The 20,351-nt window shown below is 42.2% G+C and carries 20 protein-coding genes and 1 pseudogene; 9 read left to right on the top strand and 12 right to left on the bottom strand.

Annotated elements, in window-relative coordinates; genetic code table 11:
- Positions 1 to 186: 186 nt before the first annotated feature.
- The 4 genes from mvk to fni are packed head-to-tail and all read left to right on the top strand — an operon-like array spanning position 187 to position 4,222.
- The gene (mvk, locus tag EFB00_RS07875) at positions 187 to 1,122 is read left to right on the top strand and encodes a mevalonate kinase (RefSeq protein ID WP_122646303.1); all 936 of its coding nucleotides are present in this window, start codon (positions 187 to 189) and stop codon (positions 1,120 to 1,122) included.
- On the top strand, positions 1,115 to 2,104 hold the full coding sequence (mvaD, locus tag EFB00_RS07870) for a diphosphomevalonate decarboxylase (protein WP_122646302.1): 990 nt from the start codon (positions 1,115 to 1,117) through the stop codon (positions 2,102 to 2,104). The genes mvk and mvaD overlap by 8 nt, the downstream gene beginning before the upstream one ends.
- The gene (locus EFB00_RS07865; RefSeq protein ID WP_122646301.1) at positions 2,101 to 3,195 is read left to right on the top strand and encodes a phosphomevalonate kinase; all 1,095 of its coding nucleotides are present in this window, start codon (positions 2,101 to 2,103) and stop codon (positions 3,193 to 3,195) included. The genes mvaD and EFB00_RS07865 overlap by 4 nt, the downstream gene beginning before the upstream one ends.
- The gene (gene fni, locus EFB00_RS07860) at positions 3,179 to 4,222 is read left to right on the top strand and encodes a type 2 isopentenyl-diphosphate Delta-isomerase (protein WP_122646300.1); all 1,044 of its coding nucleotides are present in this window, start codon (positions 3,179 to 3,181) and stop codon (positions 4,220 to 4,222) included. Before EFB00_RS07865 ends, fni begins: the two co-directional genes overlap by 17 nt.
- Before the next feature lie 58 nt (positions 4,223 to 4,280).
- Here fni and EFB00_RS07855 read toward each other — a convergent pair.
- From EFB00_RS07855 to queA, 7 genes and pseudogenes are all read right to left on the bottom strand, one after another.
- Positions 4,281 to 4,505: pseudogene (locus tag EFB00_RS07855) on the bottom strand (SDR family oxidoreductase); the annotation flags it as partial.
- 21 nt (positions 4,506 to 4,526) lie between these two features.
- Positions 4,527 to 5,012, bottom strand: coding sequence for a hypothetical protein (locus tag EFB00_RS07850; protein WP_122646299.1), 486 nt, complete (start codon positions 5,010 to 5,012; stop codon positions 4,527 to 4,529).
- Between the two features lie 220 nt (positions 5,013 to 5,232).
- Complete coding sequence (gene adhE / locus EFB00_RS07845; protein ID WP_122646298.1) at positions 5,233 to 7,827, bottom strand: bifunctional acetaldehyde-CoA/alcohol dehydrogenase; 2,595 nt, start codon at positions 7,825 to 7,827, stop codon at positions 5,233 to 5,235.
- Positions 7,828 to 8,048: 221 nt separating this feature from the next.
- Positions 8,049 to 8,321 (bottom strand): post-transcriptional regulator, encoded by a 273-nt coding sequence (locus tag EFB00_RS07840; protein ID WP_164709446.1) that lies wholly within the window; start codon positions 8,319 to 8,321, stop codon positions 8,049 to 8,051.
- A gap of 37 nt (positions 8,322 to 8,358) precedes the next feature.
- A complete protein-coding gene (yajC, locus tag EFB00_RS07835) occupies positions 8,359 to 8,712 on the bottom strand; it encodes a preprotein translocase subunit YajC (protein ID WP_122646296.1) in 354 nt (117 codons plus the stop codon).
- 81 nt (positions 8,713 to 8,793) lie between these two features.
- Positions 8,794 to 9,936, bottom strand: coding sequence for a tRNA guanosine(34) transglycosylase Tgt (gene tgt / locus EFB00_RS07830; RefSeq protein ID WP_122646295.1), 1,143 nt, complete (start codon positions 9,934 to 9,936; stop codon positions 8,794 to 8,796).
- 578 nt (positions 9,937 to 10,514) lie between these two features.
- Positions 10,515 to 11,546: a tRNA preQ1(34) S-adenosylmethionine ribosyltransferase-isomerase QueA gene (gene queA, locus EFB00_RS07825; protein WP_122646294.1), complete on the bottom strand. Its 1,032-nt coding sequence runs from the start codon at positions 11,544 to 11,546 to the stop codon at positions 10,515 to 10,517.
- 147 nt (positions 11,547 to 11,693) lie between these two features.
- Here queA and EFB00_RS07820 point away from each other — a divergent pair, with 147 nt between their 5' ends.
- The 5 genes from EFB00_RS07820 to EFB00_RS07800 all read left to right on the top strand — a co-directional run bounded on the left by EFB00_RS07820 (position 11,694) and on the right by EFB00_RS07800 (position 16,220).
- The gene (locus EFB00_RS07820) at positions 11,694 to 12,581 is read left to right on the top strand and encodes a VOC family protein (protein ID WP_122646293.1); all 888 of its coding nucleotides are present in this window, start codon (positions 11,694 to 11,696) and stop codon (positions 12,579 to 12,581) included.
- A gap of 238 nt (positions 12,582 to 12,819) precedes the next feature.
- Positions 12,820 to 13,989, top strand: coding sequence for a betaine/proline/choline family ABC transporter ATP-binding protein (locus EFB00_RS07815; protein WP_164709445.1), 1,170 nt, complete (start codon positions 12,820 to 12,822; stop codon positions 13,987 to 13,989).
- 5 nt (positions 13,990 to 13,994) lie between these two features.
- On the top strand, positions 13,995 to 14,633 hold the full coding sequence (locus EFB00_RS07810) for an ABC transporter permease (protein WP_122646291.1): 639 nt from the start codon (positions 13,995 to 13,997) through the stop codon (positions 14,631 to 14,633).
- On the top strand, positions 14,630 to 15,550 hold the full coding sequence (locus EFB00_RS07805; protein ID WP_122646290.1) for an osmoprotectant ABC transporter substrate-binding protein: 921 nt from the start codon (positions 14,630 to 14,632) through the stop codon (positions 15,548 to 15,550). The genes EFB00_RS07810 and EFB00_RS07805 overlap by 4 nt, the downstream gene beginning before the upstream one ends.
- 4 nt (positions 15,551 to 15,554) lie before the next feature.
- On the top strand, positions 15,555 to 16,220 hold the full coding sequence (locus EFB00_RS07800) for an ABC transporter permease (RefSeq protein WP_122646289.1): 666 nt from the start codon (positions 15,555 to 15,557) through the stop codon (positions 16,218 to 16,220).
- 104 nt (positions 16,221 to 16,324) lie between these two features.
- Here EFB00_RS07800 and EFB00_RS07795 read toward each other — a convergent pair whose 3' ends face one another.
- Genes EFB00_RS07795 through EFB00_RS07775 form a run of 5 tightly spaced genes read right to left on the bottom strand, consistent with a single transcriptional unit; the run spans position 16,325 to position 20,272 of the window.
- Entirely contained in the window at positions 16,325 to 16,711 is a 387-nt protein-coding gene (locus EFB00_RS07795) for an OsmC family protein (RefSeq protein WP_122646288.1), read from the bottom strand.
- Entirely contained in the window at positions 16,711 to 17,601 is an 891-nt protein-coding gene (locus tag EFB00_RS07790; protein WP_122646287.1) for an ATP-binding cassette domain-containing protein, read from the bottom strand. The genes EFB00_RS07795 and EFB00_RS07790 overlap by 1 nt, the downstream gene beginning before the upstream one ends.
- Positions 17,594 to 18,481 carry an ABC transporter ATP-binding protein gene (locus EFB00_RS07785; protein ID WP_122646286.1) on the bottom strand — a complete coding sequence of 296 codons (888 nt, stop codon included), beginning with the start codon at positions 18,479 to 18,481 and terminating at the stop codon, positions 17,594 to 17,596. Before EFB00_RS07785 ends, EFB00_RS07790 begins: the two co-directional genes overlap by 8 nt.
- A complete protein-coding gene (locus EFB00_RS07780; protein WP_206423496.1) occupies positions 18,474 to 19,316 on the bottom strand; it encodes an ABC transporter permease in 843 nt (280 codons plus the stop codon). Before EFB00_RS07780 ends, EFB00_RS07785 begins: the two co-directional genes overlap by 8 nt.
- Positions 19,313 to 20,272, bottom strand: a complete 960-nt coding sequence (locus EFB00_RS07775) for an ABC transporter permease (protein ID WP_122646284.1) — start codon at positions 20,270 to 20,272, stop codon at positions 19,313 to 19,315. Before EFB00_RS07775 ends, EFB00_RS07780 begins: the two co-directional genes overlap by 4 nt.
- Positions 20,273 to 20,351: the final 79 nt, after the last annotated feature.

Genomic DNA, 20,351 nt, shown 5'->3' with positions numbered 1-20,351 from the left:
CCAAAAAACACAAGTTAAAAATACAGAAGTTTTTTGAAAAAATATTAAGAAATAACGGAAAACAAGGCAATTTTCCGGTAATCTCTTAACGGATCAAAAAATATTTAGTAGAATAGATAGGCAAGAGCTGTTTTTTTGTAAAAAACAGCAGTGAATATTCTGTCTGTTAAGAAACGGGGTAAACCAATGAAGACAACTGGCGAGGGGATTGCCAATGGGAAAATCATTCTAATGGGCGAGCATTCCGTCATTTATGGAGAGCCGGCGATCGCCTTCCCTTTTAAAGCAACAAGTATCCGAGCGACCATCAAAAAAAGTCGTGAAGATGCCTTATTTTCTGTTTACTACAATGGAGAGTTGGCAAACGCGCCGAGCTCATTGAATAATATCAAACAATTGATCCAAACACTAAAGGAAGCATTTGGTACACCTGAGCTTGCTTTGACTTTGGAAAGTACGATCCCGGCTGAACGCGGGATGGGATCAAGTGCGGCGGTTGCAGTTGCGACGACACGCGCCTTTTTTGACTGGCTTGAACTTCCACTGGATGAATCTACTCTGTTGACCTATGTCAATCAATCAGAAAAAATCGCCCATGGCAATCCCAGCGGTATCGATGCTGCGGCTACCAGCGGCGATCAGCCTATCTATTTTCGTAAAGGCGAGCCGTTCCAAAATTTCAATTTGAATATCGATGCTTATCTGATCGTAGCCGACACTGGCGTAAAGGGGAAAACACGTGATACTGTTCGAGAAGTCGCACGTGCTTTTGAACAAAATCCCAAGGAAACAAAAAAATATATTGAAGAATTGGGACATTTAGCCCAAGAAGCAAAACTTGCCATCAGCCAAAATCAGCCAATGATATTGGGTCGTGTCATGAATCAGGCTCAAGAAGCTTTACAAACATTGCAAGTCAGTGATCAAACATTGGATCATTTGATTGCCACTGCCCGATCTTCAGGTGCTTTAGGAGCCAAATTGACTGGCGGCGGACGTGGCGGTTGTATGATCGCTTTGGCAGCTGACTATCAGCAAGCCCGATTGATTTCAGAAAAATTAAGCGAACAAGGCGCAAAAGCGACTTGGATCCAAGAATTAGGAGTTTGCCAATATGTATGAAGGAAAAGCCCGTGCCTATACCAACATCGCACTGATCAAGTATTGGGGCAAAAAAGACGAAGAATTGATCTTACCAATGAACAACAGTTTATCATTGACATTAGACGGATTTTACACAGAAACTAGTGTCATTTTTGCTGAAGAGTTTTCTCAAGATGAATTTTTTCTTGATGGAATCAAACAAAATGCGGCGGCAACACAAAAAGTCAGCCGCTTTTTATCATTGGTCCGTCAACAGGCAGACTGCTCTCTTTATGCAAAAGTGACTAGTAAAAATTTCGTGCCCACAGCAGCCGGCTTGGCTTCTTCCGCAAGCGGTCTAGCAGCATTGGCTGGCGCTTGCAACGAAGCACTTCAGATGAATCTGTCGGAAAAAGACTTATCCCGCTTGGCGCGCCGCGGCTCAGGATCAGCTTGCCGCAGTATCTTTGGCGGTTTTGTGGAATGGGAAAAAGGAATTTCTGACGCGACGTCTTTCGCCCAACCGATTGCCAGCGATCATTGGGAAGATGAACTAGCTATGATCTTTATTTTGATCAATGACCAGCAAAAAGATATTTCCAGCCGTGATGGCATGAAACGCACAGTAGCTACTTCCAGTTTTTATCCCGGCTGGCTTGACAGTGTCGATGAAGATCTGCAAAAAATCAAAGAAGCGATCCAGAAAAAAGATTTCCAAGGACTAGGTGAGATCGCTGAAGGGAACGCTTTGAAAATGCACGGCACGACATTGGCTGCCGTCCCTCCTTTTACCTATTGGTCGCCGCAAAGTCTGACCGCCATGAATATGGTACGTTCGATCAGAAATGATGGATTGCCTTGTTATTTCACCATGGATGCTGGACCAAATGTCAAAGTTCTTTGTGAACGGAAAAATGCGGCAGCGATCGTTGAACAATTACAGACCGTCTTTGACAGTGGGCAGTTGGTCACAGCTTATGCTGGACCCGGAATTCAAACCTTCAAAGGAGCAGACAAATGATAGAAGTCTCAACCCCCGGAAAATTGTATATTGCCGGTGAATACGCAGTAGTGGAGCCAGGACATCCCGCGATCATTGTCGCTGTCGATCAATTTATTACTGTCACCATTGAACCGGCCAAAAAAACCGGAACGATCCAATCCGTTCAATACAGCGAACTGCCGATACGTTGGACACGGAGAAATGGCGAACTAGTATTAGACATTCGCGAAAATCCCTTCCACTATATTTTGGCGGCAATCAGTTTGACAGAAAAATATGCCCGAGAAAATAATATTCCCTTATCTTTTTACGATTTGAAAGTTACTAGCGAACTGGACAGTTCTAACGGACGCAAATACGGACTAGGTTCCAGCGGTGCAGTAACTGTCGCTACTGTCAAAGCACTGAACGCTTTTTACGGATTAAATCTCGATCAGATGTCGATCTTCAAAATCGCTGCTTTAGCCCATTTGGAGGTCCAAGGCAATGGTTCCTGCGGGGATATCGCCGCGAGTTGTTACGGCGGTTGGATCGCTTTTTCCACCTTTGATCATGCGTGGGTTCGCAAACAACGAAAGCAGTCTGATTTGACCTCTTTATTAAATAGTGCTTGGCCGGATTTGTCGATCAAACCACTGGCTGTTCCGGAAAATCTGCGTCTATTGATTGGTTGGACCGGCAGTCCGGCTTCGACTTCTGATCTTGTGGATCAAGTCCATGAATCAAAAGACGAAAAACAAAAACTTTATGAACAATTTTTAAGCGAAAGCAAAAAATGTGTCACGGAAATGATCCGCGGATTTGAAATACAAGATGTAGATCTGATCAAACAAATGATCCATCGCAACCGTTGCTTGTTGAATCAGCTTTCTTCTATCAGCGGTGTCACGATCGAAACCCCGGCTTTGAAAAAGTTGTGCGATTTGGCAGAAACATATGGCGGGACCGCTAAATCATCTGGAGCTGGCGGCGGCGATTGCGGTATCGTGATCACCGATCAAAAGTCCGGGATCCTTCCTTTAATGAGTGCTTGGGAAAAAGCTGCTATCACACCATTGCCTCTGCATGTCTACTATCAGGAAAGGAGCGCCCATGAATCGAAAGGATGAACATGTTTCACTAGCGAAGGCATTTCATAAACCTCGCAGTAATGATTTTGATGCAGTACGGATCATCCATCATTCATTGCCGGCAGTTTCCGTTGATGATGTAGATCTCAAGGCACAGCTTTTAAATCATTCAATGTCCAGTCCATTTTATATAAACGCGATGACTGGCGGCAGTGAAAAAACCAAAGAGATCAATCGCCAACTAGCGATCGTTGCTCGAGAAACAGATCTTCTGATAGCGACAGGTTCTATCAGCGCCGCTTTAAAAGATCCTGCTTTATTGGACAGCTATACCGTGATTCGTGAAGAATATCCGCAAGGCAAGATCCTGATCAATCTCGGTGCCGGTGTCGACTTAGAAAAAGCACAGCAAGCATTGAAACTTTTTCCAGCAGACGGTTTGCAGCTGCATCTCAACGCTCCTCAAGAACTGGTCATGCCAGAAGGCGATCGTGATTTCTCCCACTGGCTGCAAAACATCGAAAAATTGACAACTGAGTTGGAGATCCCTATTTTAGTCAAAGAAGTCGGCTTCGGGATGTCTCGGGAAACCATCCGGCAATTATTATCAGTCGGCGTTAAAACCATTGATATCAGCGGTGTTGGCGGAACGAGCTTTACACAGATTGAAAACGCCCGTCGATCAAAACGGGAGTTGGCTTATTTAACCGATTGGGGACAATCGACAGTGATTTCTTTATTAGAAGCTAATGAAGTGGACGAAACCTTCACCACTGTCGCATCCGGCGGCATTCGCAATGCTTTTGATATTTTCAAAGCACTTTGTCTAGGAGCTGATGCAGTAGGGATCGCTGGCACGATTTTAAATGAGCTTTTGACTCACGGAACGGAACACACCATTTCTTTGATCAATCAATGGAAAGAAGAGTTGCGGTTGTTGATTGCTATGACTGGTAAAACAACTGTCACTGAATTGCGGACAGTACCGCTGATTTTCAGTGGTGATGTCAAAAATTGGTGTGAAAGCCGCGGGATCGATCAACAACATTACGCATTCCGAAACTAATCAAAAAGAGACGCTCTACTTTAGTAGAAACGTCTCTTTTTTACTTGCTCTGTTTATTTTAAGGTTGTTTACCGATATACGCTAAGATCCCGCCGTCTACATACAAGATGTGACCGTTGACAAAATCTGATGCTGGTGATGATAGGAAGACGGCAGGACCTGCCAAGTCTACTGGTTCACCCCAACGTGCTGCCGGCGTCCGTCCCACGATGAATTGGTCAAATGGATGACGTTCACCGTTTTCTTGTTTTTCACGTAATGGCGCTGTTTGCGGTGTTGCGATGTTACGGTCTTTCATATGATTTCATGATTTACCAAATAATCTCTTTAAAAAATTTTGTTTAGGTTTCTGTACAGGGATATTTTGTTCCGATAGATAATTACGCTGAAATGTCCGGTTATCTTGGCTTAGATAGTTGTTCATTTCCACCAGTCCTTTCAAGCTGGATAGGATTCTTCTAAGCCCTCCGCTCGATTGTCCTAGAAGCGCTGGCTGCATATCTTCTTCCAATGTTTCTTCCAATAAGCGAATCACTTCCACTAGATACTTCCTTTGTTCCGATAGAACATGTTCGATGGCAGTTACTTTGATGTCGTCTACTTGTTCTGTACTTTCTTCTGAAACTAGATCCGTAATAACTGACAAACCTTGATTGTAATCCGTCAAATCAAATAAAAACATTTGCAGCTGCTCATTATGTACTTCTGTTTGTTGAATAAGCCGCTCTAACTGCTGTTGTCTGATAGCCAAGTTCTGGATATTTTGAGTGATAATTTCAACAGTTGCCACTTGTATCCCTCCTCCATATTCAAAAAAACAGGATCGCAACATAGATCAAGCTAGCAGCTATCCGAACTAGATGTATTGTTCCTGCTGTTCAATACATAGTATAAACTATGAGAGACTGTCATCACAGATCAGCACCGATTTTGCTGATACAGTTTATCTAGTTCGGATATTTGAATTAGCGTTGACTTATGTCACGATCCTATTAAGATCGTTCCATCAATTAACCAGCGTAAGCGTCAATGATGATTTGTTTTAATTCTGAGATCAATGGTTCTTTAGGGTTAGCAGTTGTACATTGATCTTCGTAAGCAAGCTCAGCCATACGATCAACTGTTGAATCAAGAGTTTTCTTCGTTACACCTTGCGCTTGCAAGTTCATTTCGATTCCGATCGATTTTCCTAGTTCATATACAGCAGTTGCTAAAGCGTCTACCAACTCAGCTGTCGTTTCTCCTTTAAGGCCTAAGAATCTCGCGATATCAGCGTAATCTGTATCAGCACGGAAGTAATCATATTTAGGGAACATTGCATGTTTTTGCGGATCTTTCGCATTGTAACGAATAATATGCGGTAACAAGATCGCATTTGTACGTCCGTGAGGAATACCATATTCTCCACCAATCTTATGAGCGATTGAGTGACTGATTCCTAGGAAAGCATTCGCAAAGGCCATACCTGCCATTGTTGAAGCGTTATGCATTTTTTCGCGTGCTTCCATATCTGGTGTTTTCACAGATTTTTCTAAATAGTCAAAGACTAATTTGATCGCTTGTAAGCTCAATCCGCGAGTATAATCAGATGCCATTACTGAAACATAAGACTCGATCGCGTGTGTCAATACGTCCATCCCTGTATCAGCAGTTACTGAAGCTGGTACTGACATTACGAATTGAGGATCGACGATCGCTACATCAGGAGTCAATGCATAGTCAGCCAACGGATATTTCACGTGAGTATCGCTGTCAGTGATAACTGCAAATGGCGTTACTTCTGAACCTGTACCTGATGTCGTTGGGATACATACGAATTGGGTCTTCACAGCTTTGTCAATCTTATATGTCCGTTTGCGGATATCTAAGAATTTTTGTTTTGCGCCGAAGAATGAAGTGTCTGGGTGTTCATAGAACATCCACATTCCTTTAGCCGCGTCCATTGCAGATCCACCACCAAGAGCGATGATCGTATCTGGTTGGAAATCTACCATCATCTTAGTACCAGCGTAAACAGTATTTGTTGATGGGTTTGGTTCAACATCAGAAAAGACTTCGATTTTCACGTTGTTTTTGCGGCGAGCAAGAACTTCGCGGACGGTATCGCAGTAACCGAATTGGACCATTCCTGGGTCGCAGACGATCATTACTCGTTCAACGTTTTCCATTTTTTCAAGATACAATAATGAATTTTTTTCAAAGTAGACTTTTGGTGGCAATTTGAACCATTGCATGTTATTTCTCCGTTTCGCGACAGTTTTTACGTTGATCAGATTGACTGCTGATACGTTGCGTGATACAGAATTTTTCCCGTATGAACCGCAGCCTAATGTCAATGATGGGATCATTTCGTTGTAGATATTTCCGATCCCGCCTTCTGCAGATGGTGTGTTTACTAAGATACGGCAAGCTTTCATGCGCAGGCCATATTTTACTTGCAAGTTTTCATCTTCTGTGTGGATCACGGCAGTATGTCCAAGTCCGCCTAAGTTCAACATTGCTTCGCAAAGTTCGAATGCATGATCTGTATTTTCTGCTTTCATCATTGCTAGAACTGGTGAAAGTTTTTCCCGTGATAGTGGATAATCAGGTCCTACACCTTCTAATTCAGCAATCAGCATTTTTGTTCCAGCAGGTACTTTGATGCCAGCTAGTTTTGCGATCTCGATAGCAGAATGTCCAACGATTGCTGGGTTAACAGCATATTTACCTTCATTCATCACTGCATCTTCAAGTTTGCCCAATTCATTTGGTTTTACAAAGTAGACTTGGTGTGATTCGAATTCAGCTTTGACTGCTGCATATACTTCTTTATCAACGATCACTGCTTGTTCTGAAGCACAGATCATTCCGTTGTCAAAAGTTTTTGATACGATCAAGTCGTTGACTGCACGTTTGATTTTTGCTGTTTTTTCGATATACGCAGGAACGTTACCAGGTCCTACACCTAAAGCTGGTTTTCCAGTTGAATAAGCAGATTTCACCATGCCGGCACCACCTGTCGCTAATACGATCGCGATCCCTGGGTGGTTCATCAATGATTGTGTCGCTTCGATAGATGGATGTTCGATCCATTGCACACAGTTTTCTGGGGCACCAGCTGCGATCGCTGCGTCACGGACGATACGTGCCGCTTCAGCGGAACATTTTTGTGCGCTTGGGTGGAATGCGAAAACGATCGGGTTACGTGTTTTCAACGCGATCATCGCTTTGAAGATCGTTGTTGATGTTGGGTTTGTTGTAGGTGTTACCCCGCAGACAACACCGACTGGTTCAGCGATCTCGATCAAACCTTTTTGTTTATCTTCATTAATAACACCGACTGTTTTGTCGTGTTTGATATTGTTCCAAATATATTCTGAAGCATACATGTTTTTGATTGCTTTATCTTCATAGATCCCGCGGCCAGTTTCTTCAACTGCCATTTTCGCAAGAAGCATGTGTTTGTCTAATGCTGCCATTGCCATTTCATGCACAATGTGGTCGACTTTCTCTTGATCAAAATCTTCCATTTCTTTTAAAGCTACGTTACCTTTCGCAGCAAGCTCGTCGATCATCTGTTGTACATCAATTGTTTTCGTTTCTTTATCCAATGTCTTAGCCATTGTCTTCCTCCTAATTTGTGGATAAATTTATTTGTTAAGTATTTCACATACATGATAATACACCATCTTTTTTGATTTGTAAACAATTTTTGTGATGTTTTTCACAACTTTTTTTGCGACGATTTTGCTCATACATTTTATGCTGAAGAGATTTAATTGTTTTAACAACAAAGAAAGCATTTACACTCTTTTTACTGAGTGCAAATGCTTTCTAAAATTTTTTAAAATAAATCGGAAAAATCATCTAGTTCCGCAAATGATTGTTGTTTGGTTTGGATCTGCAGCTGCTGATAATCAAAAAAATCATTCGGCGTGATCTTAGACAATGTCTGTTTCTGCTGTTTGAGTGTCTCAGCGTTTTTTCTCCGCCAAAGGTAGTTCTGACAATAAGCCATTAATTCAGCCTTTGTGACTGTTTGATAACCAGCCTTTTTGAACTGCTTTAACTTTTGATAAAAAGCGTGATATAAGTAGATTTTCTCAGTTATTTTCATCATTTCTCCGGAAAAAGAAAAATCCCTGAAAAAGGGATTATTCTTTTGGTTCTTCATTTGTGTCTGCAGTAGTTGGTCCAACTTCAGGTGCGTCAACATCTTCAGTGTTAGTAACTGGTGTGGTTGGTTGTCCAGGAACGATCGTCCGGATCGCTTGACGGTCAAAGACCAAAAAGATCCCTTCGCAATCAAGAGTAACTGTTTTTTCAGCTTCGTCGATCTCAGAAATCACACCGTGCAATCCACCGATAGTTACTGCTTTATCACCAGGTTTCATTGCATTCAATGTGTTTTGACGTTCTTGTTGTTGTTTTTTTGATGCTCGTGACATCATCCACCATGCACCCAACAACACGATAAACATTATAATTGTAAAGAATGGAGAGCTCATTTTTTCACCTCGTTTTAATTTCTTTCATAAGAATTACTTTATCAGAATCTTTTCGATTTAACTAGGGCTTTGAACAAAATATTAAAAGTTTTTGGCATTTTCTTTGTTAAATCCATAAGCCTCGAAAAATTCTTGACGGAATTCCAATAGATTATCGTCCATGATCGCTTGGCGCACTTGTTTCATCAAATTCAGCAAGAAATGCAGATTATGGTATGAAGTCAATCGCATACCAAACGTTTCATCGCATTTGATCAAATGACGGACGTATGCCCGTGTGTAATTGCGGCAAGTGTAGCAATCGCAGTTTTCATCGATTGGACGGAAGTCGCGGGCATACTGCGCATTTTTCACTACTAAACGTCCGCGGGAAGTCATACAGGTACCATTACGAGCGATGCGTGTTGGCAATACGCAGTCGAACATATCGACGCCGCGGATCACGCCATCGATCAGGGAATCAGCCGCACCCACGCCCATTAAGTAACGAGGTTTGTCTTCTGGAATCAGAGGCGTCGTGAACTCTAATACGCGATTCATTTCTGATTTCGGCTCTCCAACAGATAGACCACCGATAGAGTAACCTGGAAAATCCATGCTGACCAAATCTTTTGCACTTTGACGACGCAGATCTTCAAAACCAGCCCCTTGGATGATCCCGAACAAACCTTGTCGATCAGGATTGGCATGAGCTTTCAGCCCGCGTTCAGCCCATCGTGAGGTCCGTTCTACAGATTGTTTGACATAATCATAACTTTCGTCAAATGGCGGACATTCATCAAAACTCATCATGATATCTGAGCCTAATTTATTTTGGATATTGATAGCTTTCTCTGGTGAAAGAAACATTGGTGAACCATTCAAGTGATTTTTGAAATGGACGCCTTCTTCAACGATGTTCCGCATATCTGCTAATGAAAAGACTTGGAAACCGCCTGAATCAGTCAAAATTGGTTGATCCCAATTCATAAATTTATGCAGACCGCCTGCTTCTTCGACAATATCTTCTCCGGGGCGCAGCCATAAATGATAGGTATTGCTCAAGATGACGCCGGCTCCCATTGCTTTCAGTTCTTCCGGTGCCATCGTTTTAACAGTTGCAAGTGTTCCTACCGGCATAAACATAGGGGTCGGAAAAGTACCATGTGGTGTGATCAATTCCCCTAAACGAGCGCCAGTGTGTTTTTCTTTTTTGATTAAACGATAACGAATGGCGTGTGACATTTATTTTCCTGCTTTCTTTCCTTAAATTAATGAGCTTTATACATAATAAAGGCTAACCGGCTTTTTTGCAAACCTTTATTTTTCATTGTTCTAACCTCTTTTATTTCTTACTCTTCGATACATATAATACGATCCTTTAAAATAAAAGTCGTATCATTTGTAAGCGCTTCTATTAAATGCTATACTGTAAGTGCAAGGAAGGAAGAACTCTGTTGCAAAGGAAATCTCGAAGCATCGTATTAAGGGTACAATAAGCAAGTAAATGTGTTAGATGTACAGAATTCACCTAGATTTATATGTGCGAAGTAATAAAGAAACACCGATGAAAATAGTGAATGCGTATTAAAGAGGTTGAGAAACAATCAACAAGAGAAGTAGTACAGATACGTAAAAAACAACTAAATAAGCTTCAATAGAAGCACATGATTTTAGAGTAGAAAATGTAGTGAAGACAAAGTTTTTTGTTTATGCTAGAGAATTGCTTTGCATGTATAGATTGCAAACCTTTCCAACAGATTCCTTCCATGATATAAAGGCGAGGCCCTCGAGAGCCTCGCCTTCTTTATGCTGTTTTAAGACTATTTGACAAACATGGCATCACCGAAACTAAAGAAACGGTAACGTTCTTCGATGGCATGTTGATAGGCTGATAATGTTAATTCTCTGCCAGCAAAAGCACTAACCAGCATCACCAGCGTGGATTTAGGCAAGTGGAAATTCGTAGAAAAGGCTTGGACTACTTTGAATTCATAGCCTGGCGTGATAAAGATATCTGTCCAACCACTGTCGGCTTTGATTTCTCCATCAAATTTGGTGCCGATAGTTTCTAAGGTACGAATAGAAGTCGTTCCTACCGCTACGATTCGGCCGCCGTTTACTCGGACTTTATTAAGTGTTTCAGCCGCCTCTTCTGTCAATCGATAAAATTCACTGTGCATGTGGTGCTCTTCGATATTATCAACGCTGACTGGACGGAATGTTCCCAATCCGACATGGAGCGTCAAATAAACCAGTTCCACACCTTTCGCTTGGATCTCCGCTAATAATTCTTTGGTAAAATGCAATCCCGCTGTCGGAGCTGCTGCTGAACCATTTTCTTTCGCATATACCGTTTGATAACGTTCAGGATCATCTAAGCGTTCTTTGATGTAAGGAGGCAACGGCATTTCTCCAAGCGATTCAAGGATCTCTAAGAAAATTCCGTCGTACTTAAATGTGATGATCCGACCGCCATGTTCCAATTCTTCTTCTACGACAGCTTTTAGACGTCCGTCGCCAAAAACGATCTCAGTGCCGACTTTTGCACGTTTCGCAGGTTTAATCAATGTTTCCCAAGTATCACCATGAGTATTTGTCAGCAGCAAAACTTCTAGATGAGCACCAGTTTCAGGTTTTTCTCCATACAGCCGCGCCGGTAAGACCCGTGTGTTGTTCATGACTAGTGCATCGCCAGGATGCAATTCATCCAAAATATCATGAAATTGTTTATCTTCCATCTCTCCGTTTTCACGGTTCAAAACAAGCAAACGAGAACTAGCACGATCTTTCAACGGGGTTTGAGCAATCAATTCTTCAGGTAAATCAAAATCAAAATCTTCCGTAGTCAACATTTTTTTCACTCTTTCTAGTTTGTTATCTTTGCTATTCTAACACTTTTTTGAAATATTTTCGACCAAGCCGCAAAACAACTTGCTTGCTTCTGATATCGTTTCCTTTTATACTTACGATAAGTAAGTTAATTGTTAGGAGGAATCACTATGTCACCGCTTCATCACATTTCATTATTAACCAAAAACAGCCGCGATAATGTCGCTTTTTATACTCAGATCTTGGGTATGCGTTTTGTAAAAAATACTGTCAATCAAGACAATCATCGGATGCTTCATTATTATTACGGCGATTACCAAGGAACACCGGGAACAGTAGTAACTTTCTTCATCGTTCCCCACTTAGGTCATCGCTATGACAATGATCATTATTTAGCAACGATCGGTTTGAAGATCCCTCGCAACAGTATAGATTATTGGGAAAACCGACTGCAAGATCATCAAATCGCTGTCATTCGCAAAGGAAAAGAATTGTATTTCAGAGATCATGACGATATCCAATTGATCTTAGAAGAAGTCGATCAACTGCCGCTAGAAGAAGATCATCAAGTTCACAATGAAATTCCTGGTGACAAACAGATTTTAGGTCTGCGTTCTACGGAGATCCACGTCAAAGAACCGGAAAAAACCAGTGAATTTTTCGAAAAATTATTAGGTTGGCAAACAAACCAGCAAAAGATCCAATTCAACGAAACGGACTTCATCAAAATTTTACCGACCGATACCCAAGAAGCAACTCATATGGGGCGCGGCGGGATCGATCATGTGGCTTTTGCCGTAGAAAATGATGACGCGTTGGATCGTCTCTACCATCGTGCACAAGAACAAGGCTGGCTGATTGAAAAAATCGTGTCTCGCGGTTACTTTAAGAGTCTTTATATCCGCGAACCAGGCGGCAATCGCATGGAATTTGCTACATTGGCTCCCGGATTCACTATTGATGAACCGTTGGAAACATTAGGTGAAAGTTTCGCATTACCACCATTTCTGGCTGACCAACGTGCAGAGATCGAAGCAAATATCTATCCTGAAAATTGATCAACAACTCAAAACACCGATTAGGATTCTGTCTATAAGACAAGAAACTATTCGGTGTTTTTCTGTATCTGCTCATCACCTTATAAAAAACGATTTTTTTATTTAAAAACAGGTATCTATTTTTGTATTTTAAGATTAAAAATAACGCTTACAATCACAAAACTTGATAGAATGCGAAATATCAAGCATACTAGTAAGGAGCACGTCCTATGTAAATAAAAAAATAGAGGTGGAAAAGTTGATCGAATTTCAACACATAACAAAAATTTATAAAGGCGGAAAAGTCGCTGTCGAAGATGTCAATCTTTCCTTTGAAAAGGGAGAATTTATTTGTTTCATCGGCACAAGCGGCAGCGGTAAAACGACCTGCATGCGTATGATCAATCGGATGAATGAACCAACCAAAGGCAAGATCCTGATCAACGGCAAAGACATCCAAGAAATCAATCCAGTCGAACTGCGCCGAAAAATCGGCTACGTCATCCAAAGTATCGGCTTGATGCCCCACATGACCATCCGCGAAAATATCACGTTGGTCCAAAAATTATTAAAAGTCAGCGAAGAAGAACGCAATACCACCGCTGAAAAAATGATCGATTTAGTGGAACTGCCACGAGAAATGCTAGATCGCTATCCAAGTGAATTATCTGGCGGACAACAACAGCGGATCGGTGTAGTCCGCGCATTAGCGGCAAATCAAGACATCATTTTGATGGATGAACCCTTTGGCGCACTTGACCCGATCACTAGAGATTCCCTGCAAGACCTAGTCAAAGATTTGCAAGAACGTCTCGGTAAAACCATTGTCTTCGTTACTCATGATATGGACGAAGCTTTGAAATTAGCCAATCGGATCGTGATCATGAGCGAAGGTAAAGTGATCCAATTCGATACACCGGAAAACATTTTACGGCACCCGGCCAACGAATTTGTAGAAGAGCTGATCGGTGAAGATCGTTTGCTGCAAGCCAAACCGAATATAACAACAGTTGGCGAAGTCATGCTAAACAAAGCCATCACCATCACCCCCGAAAAATCTCTGCAAGAAGCGATTCGTCTGATGCGGGAAAAACGCGTCGATACATTACTTGTTACTGATGCTTCTTCCATTCTTAAAGGATTTATCGATGTTGAGACTATCGATCGCAAACGCGGCAAAGTCTCCAGTGTTGGCGATATCCTGAACAGAGATGTTTTTTACGTGAAAAAAACGGCCTTGTTGCGAGATACATTGCAGCGAATTTTGAAACGGGGATTGAAATATGTTCCTGTTGTTGATGATCAGAATCGTGTTGTGGGGATTTTGACACGGGCTTCATTGGTAGATATCGTTTATGATGTGATCTGGGGCGAAGATACCACCAGTCCGTCAACTACTGCTGAAGCACCTGTGAAAGAGGAGGCCTGATTTTTATGGCAGACTTCTTTTCAACATACGGTCCGCAGATCCTAGCTCGCGGAGCAGAACACATTTATATCTCAGCTTTTTCTTTAGGATTGGGGATTTTGTTTGCTGTTCCGTTAGGTATTTGGCTGACGCGCTTGCCGCGAGCTGCCAACATCTCGATCAATGTCACCAGTGCGTTGCAGACTGTGCCTTCTTTGGCTCTTTTAGCATTGATGATTCCCTTTTTCGGGGTGGGAAAAACACCTGCAATCATTGCATTATTCATTTATTCCTTATTGCCTATTCTACGGAATACTTATATCGGCATGAAAAATGTCGACAATAATTATCGCGATGTCGCCAAAGGTATGGGTATGACAAATATGCAGTCGATCATCAGCGTGGAACTGCCTATCGCTACACCGACGATCATGGCGGGGATTCGTTTGGCGGCTGTTTATGTGATTGCTTGGGCGACACTCGCTTCTTATATCGGTGCCGGTGGATTAGGAGATATGATTTTCAGCGGGTTGAACAACTATCAGCCCGATCTGATTTTTGCAGGAACGATCCCGGTAACGATTTTGGCATTATTGGCGGACTTTCTATTGGGACTTTTAGAAAATCGCCTGACTCCTGCCGCGTTAAGGGGGGATGACGAATGAAACGAAAATTAAAACAACTTTTGCTGATTTTAGGCAGTATTCTGTTACTTGCCGGCTGTTCTTTGCCGGGGCTGTCTTCGAACGCGGATGAAGATACGATTGCTATCACTGGAGGTATCACATCTGAAGCACAGATCTTAGCAAGTCTAGTAGCGGGAATGATCGAACATTACACAGACAAAAATACTACCATTATCAACAACCTAGCTACTACGACTATCAATAATCAAGCCATGAAAAACGGCGACGCGCAGATTTCAGCGGCCCGCTATACTGGAACTGACTTGACGACGACATTAGGATTGGAACCTGTCAAAGAGCCGCAAAAAGCTTTTGATATTGTAAAACGGGAATTTGCCAAACGTTATCAACAAACTTGGTTTCCTTCGTATGGATTTGACAATACCTATGTCTTCCTTGTACGAAAAGATACGGCAGAAAAGTATAATTTAAAGACTGTCAGCGATTTGAAGAACGTTGCTGATGAACTGGTGGCCGGCGTCGATACCTCCTGGATCACTCGTGAAGGTGACGGATATGAAGGCTTTAAAAAAGATTACGGCTTTTCTTTTAAATCAATTTTACCGATGCAGATCGGTCTTGTTTATGACGCGGTTTCTGCCGGAAAAATGGATATCGTCTTAGGTTACTCAACAGATGGCCGGATCGGCAGTTATGACCTTGTGATGTTGGAAGATGATAAGCATTTCTTCCCACCTTACGATGCAGCACCGATCGTTGACGATCAATTGTTAAAAGATGTTCCGGAATTAAAAGGCGCGTTAGAAAAATTAGCTGATAAGATCGATACGGAACAAATGCAAAAACTCAATTATCAAGCCGATAATGATTTGGTCGAGCCAAGCGTTGTTGCACAAAAATTTTTAGAAGAACATCATTATTTTGAAGAGGAGTGAGCAGATGAACTTACAAAATATGAATTTGCTGGAACAATTCATTTATTATTTTAAAGAAAACGGCGCGTATGTATTGAGCCAATTTGTCCGCCACTTCTTATTGTCGATTTATGGTGTTTTATTTGCAGCCATCGTTGCCGTGCCGATCGGGATCTTGATTTCTCGGAAGCGTAAATTAGCGAACTGGGTCATACGGTTTGCAAACATCATCCAAACTGTCCCTTCGTTAGCGATGATCTCCATTTTGATGATTGGTTTAGGACTGGGCGTTAATGTCGTGATCCTAACAGTCTTTCTTTATTCATTGCTGCCGATCATTAAAAACACTTATACCGGTATGACACAAGTGGATAAAAACGCGTTAGATGTTGGGAAAGGAATGGGCATGACGGCATTTCAACGATTGTATATGATCGAACTGCCTCTTTCAGTATCAGTTATCATGGCAGGGATCCGCAATGCGCTGGTAGTGGCGATCGGGATCACAGCGATCGGCGCGTTCGTCGGTGCTGGCGGATTAGGTGATATCATCATCCGCGGTACTAACGCTACAAATGGTGCTTCTATTATTCTTGCCGGCGCACTGCCGACAGCATTGATGGCGATCATCACTGACTGGGGGCTGGGGATCATTGAACGTAAGTTGGATCCGACCAGCAAACAGTCGTAAAATAATTATTGTATGTATGCAAAAACCACGAAAGTCCAGTTGGATTTTCGTGGTTTTTTTAATCTTTTTTACGTTCCCAGTATAAATAAAGAACTTTTATCTTATCAAACAAATAAAACTGTTTCGGTAATGGTGATGTCTGGATCCAATGATTGGATGACTGGACAATAACGTGAAACCAGTCGTAACCCTCTTTCGGCTCGTCCTCTGAATTCTTCTTCGATCGTCACTTTGAATTGGATCGTCAATTCTTTTAGAGGTTGCCCTTGCTTTTCTTCATTGCGGCTGTAACTGATGTCGACGCCATGAAAAACATAAGGAACTTTGGAATTTTTCAAGATATCTTGATATACATATGCGCCGCAAGCTCCTGCTGCGGCGGCTAAGCTTTGCACTGGGGAATAGCCGTATTGTCTCAGTAATACCCAGTTCTCCTCTTCTCTGGGAAGCTCCATCCCGTGTTCTCCTTGGACCAAATGCAATTCTTCCATTATAAACTCTCCTTTGCGTAAAAATGCCCCTCTGAAACTTGTGTCCATTGCGTTTCTGTTTCTGCTAATTGATAGTCCTCGACTATCTCGGTAAATTTATTTCGTGCCTTCTTAGGATCTGGTTCAGGGATCGCCTGTAGCAATTTCTTAGTGTACGGATGCCGCGGATCGGCAAATAATTCTTCCGTTGGTCCTACCTCTAAAATTTTTCCTTGGTACATCACAACGATCCGATCAGAAATATAACGGACCATTGACAAATCATGAGAGATGAACAAATAAGTCAGTGCGAATTTTTTCTGCAGTTCCACCAACAAATTAATGATTTGAGCCTGAATCGATACATCTAAAGCCGAGATGGGCTCATCACACAAAATAAATTCCGGATTGGTCGCTACTGCACGGGCGATCCCGATTCGCTGTCGTTGCCCTCCACTAAAAGCGAAAGGAAATTTGTCCACCGCTTCGCCATTGATCCCTACCATAGCCAAGATCTCTAGGGCTCTTTGTCGCGCTTCATCCGTTGGAACATGTAGTCTCAATGGTTCCATCACTAATTGTAACGCTGTTAGATTAGGATTCAATGATGAATACGGGTCTTGATAAATGATCTGCATTGCTTTTTGTGCTTCTTGCCTTTGTTTTTTACCAGCTTTCGTCAGATTGACTCCTTTAAAATAGATATCGCCGCTGGTCAATGATTCTAGTTGGAGTATGCTGCGACCAAGCGTTGTCTTACCGCTGCCGGATTCTCCCACTAAACCGACTGTTTCCCCTTGGTAAATCGTTAGATTGGCTTGCTTTATAGCATGAATGGGCAAAGCCTTATTAGAAATGCCTTTCTCCAGAAAAATTTTCTCTGCCTTCTCCACCCGAATAAGTTCATTCATCTTTTTCAGCTCCTAACCAAACATGATGGGTCTCTGATATTTCATGTTTCACTAAATCATCCGAGATCTGCAGATTCTCCGATTGCAGACTATATAAGCTCTCGCCTTTTCGGCTGATAGTTGAGGCCTTCAACAGCTTTTTCGTGTACTCGTGCCGCGGATCATAAAAAATTTCTTCTGTAGTCCCTTCTTCAACTATCTTTCCTTGATACATCACCTTTATGAATTCACTCATTCCGGCTACTACACCGAAATCATGAGTCACAAGTACAACAGACAAATTCGTTTCACTCTGCAATTTACGGATCAAATACAAAATCTGTGCTTGAATCGTCACATCCAGTGCAGTCGTTGGTTCATCAGCAATCAGTAGATGCGGCTTTGCTAAGAGAGCCATAGCGATCATCACCCGCTGACGCATACCGCCGGACAACTCGTGAGGATACTGCTTCAATCGTTTTTCCGGATACAAAATACCGACTTTTTCCAATTCTGCGATGGCTAGGGCTTTTGCCTGCGTTCCTTTGATTTTCTGAAAACGACCGATAACTTCCAACAAATGATAGCCGATCGTCCGTAGAGGATTCAAAGCAGTCATCGGATCTTGAAAGATCATGGCGATGGGCAGCTGTTGTTTTCCGAATTTGATCGCTGCTCCATCGAATTCGAAGGTATCTGCCTGAACTTTTAAATAATCCGGCAATAAATTCATCGCCGCTTTCATCGAGATGCTTTTACCGCTGCCGGATTCTCCTACGATTCCAACAATCTTTCCTTTCGGGATATCCAGATCGATATGACGGATCAGTGTCTTTTTCGAATCGTGCTTTTTCTCGTAGTCAACGGTCAAATTTGTTAATTTAAGGATCGATTCAGTCATTTTTTTCATCCTCTCGCAACAATATTACTCGTAAAAAATCTCCCAGCTGATTAAAGGAAAAAACTGTCAATGCCACAAAGATACCCGGCAAAATCGCCATATATGGCGCTCTTTGTAATGAACTTTGAGCGTTTTGCAGTAGACTCCCCCAAGAAGCGTTAGGCTGTTGGATTCCCAGTCCCAAAAAGCTCAATGCCGATTCTGTCATAATCGCACTGGAAATACTCATTGTAGCAGCCACGATCATCGTCGGCAGGATTTGGGGCAGGACATGCCGCAAAATGAGCTTAAGCTGGCTTTCACCGATAAACTGCGCATATTCCACATATTCTCTTTCTTTGGCAGCCATTGTTTCTGCTCGCAACAAACGCGCAATACTCATCCAAGAAAATCCGCCGATAACGATTACTAGAGTTGAAAGTCCCGGTTTCAAAAAGACGCTCAAAACGATCACTAGAACCATCCAAGGAATCGCTGATAAAACATCAACGATCCTCATTAAGATATCGTCAAGCCAACCGCCGACAAAACCAGCGGCAATCCCAATGATCGTACCGATAAACACCGATGTGATCATTGCTAATATACCTACTAACAATGAAATTCTGCCACCATAAATCACACGAATAAAATAATCTCGTCCCACTTCATCCGTTCCAAAAATATGCCGCAGGCTAGGTGTTTGTGAGGCTGCACCGACATCGGTCAACTTGGGGTCAATCGGAATCAACGGAGCAGCTAAAGAAAGTATCACCAATAAAAGTAGAAAAACAAGTGTAAAGTAATAAATAGGATGGTTACTCAATGTTTCCTTTACTCGCTTAAACATGCTTATTTTCCTCCCTTCTGACGAATCCGCGGATCAACTACCGAATATAAAATATCTGATAACAGATTTCCTAAGATAACTAACGTTGCTGATAAAAGCATAACCGCCATGATGATTGGATAGTCCAATCCTTTGGTAGCAGCCATCAGATATGGGCCTATCCCCGGCCAATCGAAAATCGTTTCTGTAATGATCGCGCCAGTCACAAGCATTGGAAGAGCTAATCCAATTTGGGTCACAATAGGAATCAGGATATTACGACTAATATGTCTCGTAAATATCTCCCATTTGCTTGCCTGAAACGCCTTTTGAACTGTCACATAGTCTTGCGAAAGCTGCTGCATCGTCGAAGAACGGATATAGCGGGTCAATTCAGGAAAAAAAGCGGTCGTTAAGGTAAGATAAGGCAGCCAGAAATGAGCAAAAAAATCCGATAGCGAATCTTCTTTCCCGACAGTATGCATTCCCAAAATCGGAAACAAATTTAATTTATAACCAAAAAGGTAGATTACGATCATAGCAAACCAGAACGTTGGTATCGCGATACCAAAGGAAGCTACACCGTCAATGAAATGATCTAAAAATTTCCCTTTGTTCGCCCCAGCAAGCAAACCAAGAATGATCGCTAAAACCAATGCGGTCAAATAAGCTGGCAGCACCAAACGAATCGTATTAGGGATCCGGGTGGCTAGTTCAGCTCCGATACTTTGCTGATTGACCAACGAATAGCCGAAATCACCATGTAGGATCTGGGTCAGCCAATGCCAATATTGAACCAGAAAGGGCTGATCCAAACCGTAACGTTCTCTTAAAATTTCAATGGTTTCTTGAGACATATTCGGCGTAGTGATGGAATCAATCACATCATAAGGTGCCAAATGGATCAATGAAAAAACGAGAAATGAGATCACAAATAATAGCGGGATAGCAACAAAAAGTCTTTTGACTATGTATCGTATCAAAAATAACTCCTCCTCTTTTATAATCAATAAAACCAGGCTGGATTCCTGTGTGGTTTCCAGCACTGGCAGCAAAAATCAC

The organism is Enterococcus mediterraneensis (assembly GCF_900604485.1).
Lineage (GTDB): Bacteria > Bacillota > Bacilli > Lactobacillales > Enterococcaceae > Enterococcus_C > Enterococcus_C mediterraneensis.
Note: the sequence above shows the minus strand (reverse complement) of the source record. Positions and strands in the feature narration are given on the sequence as shown.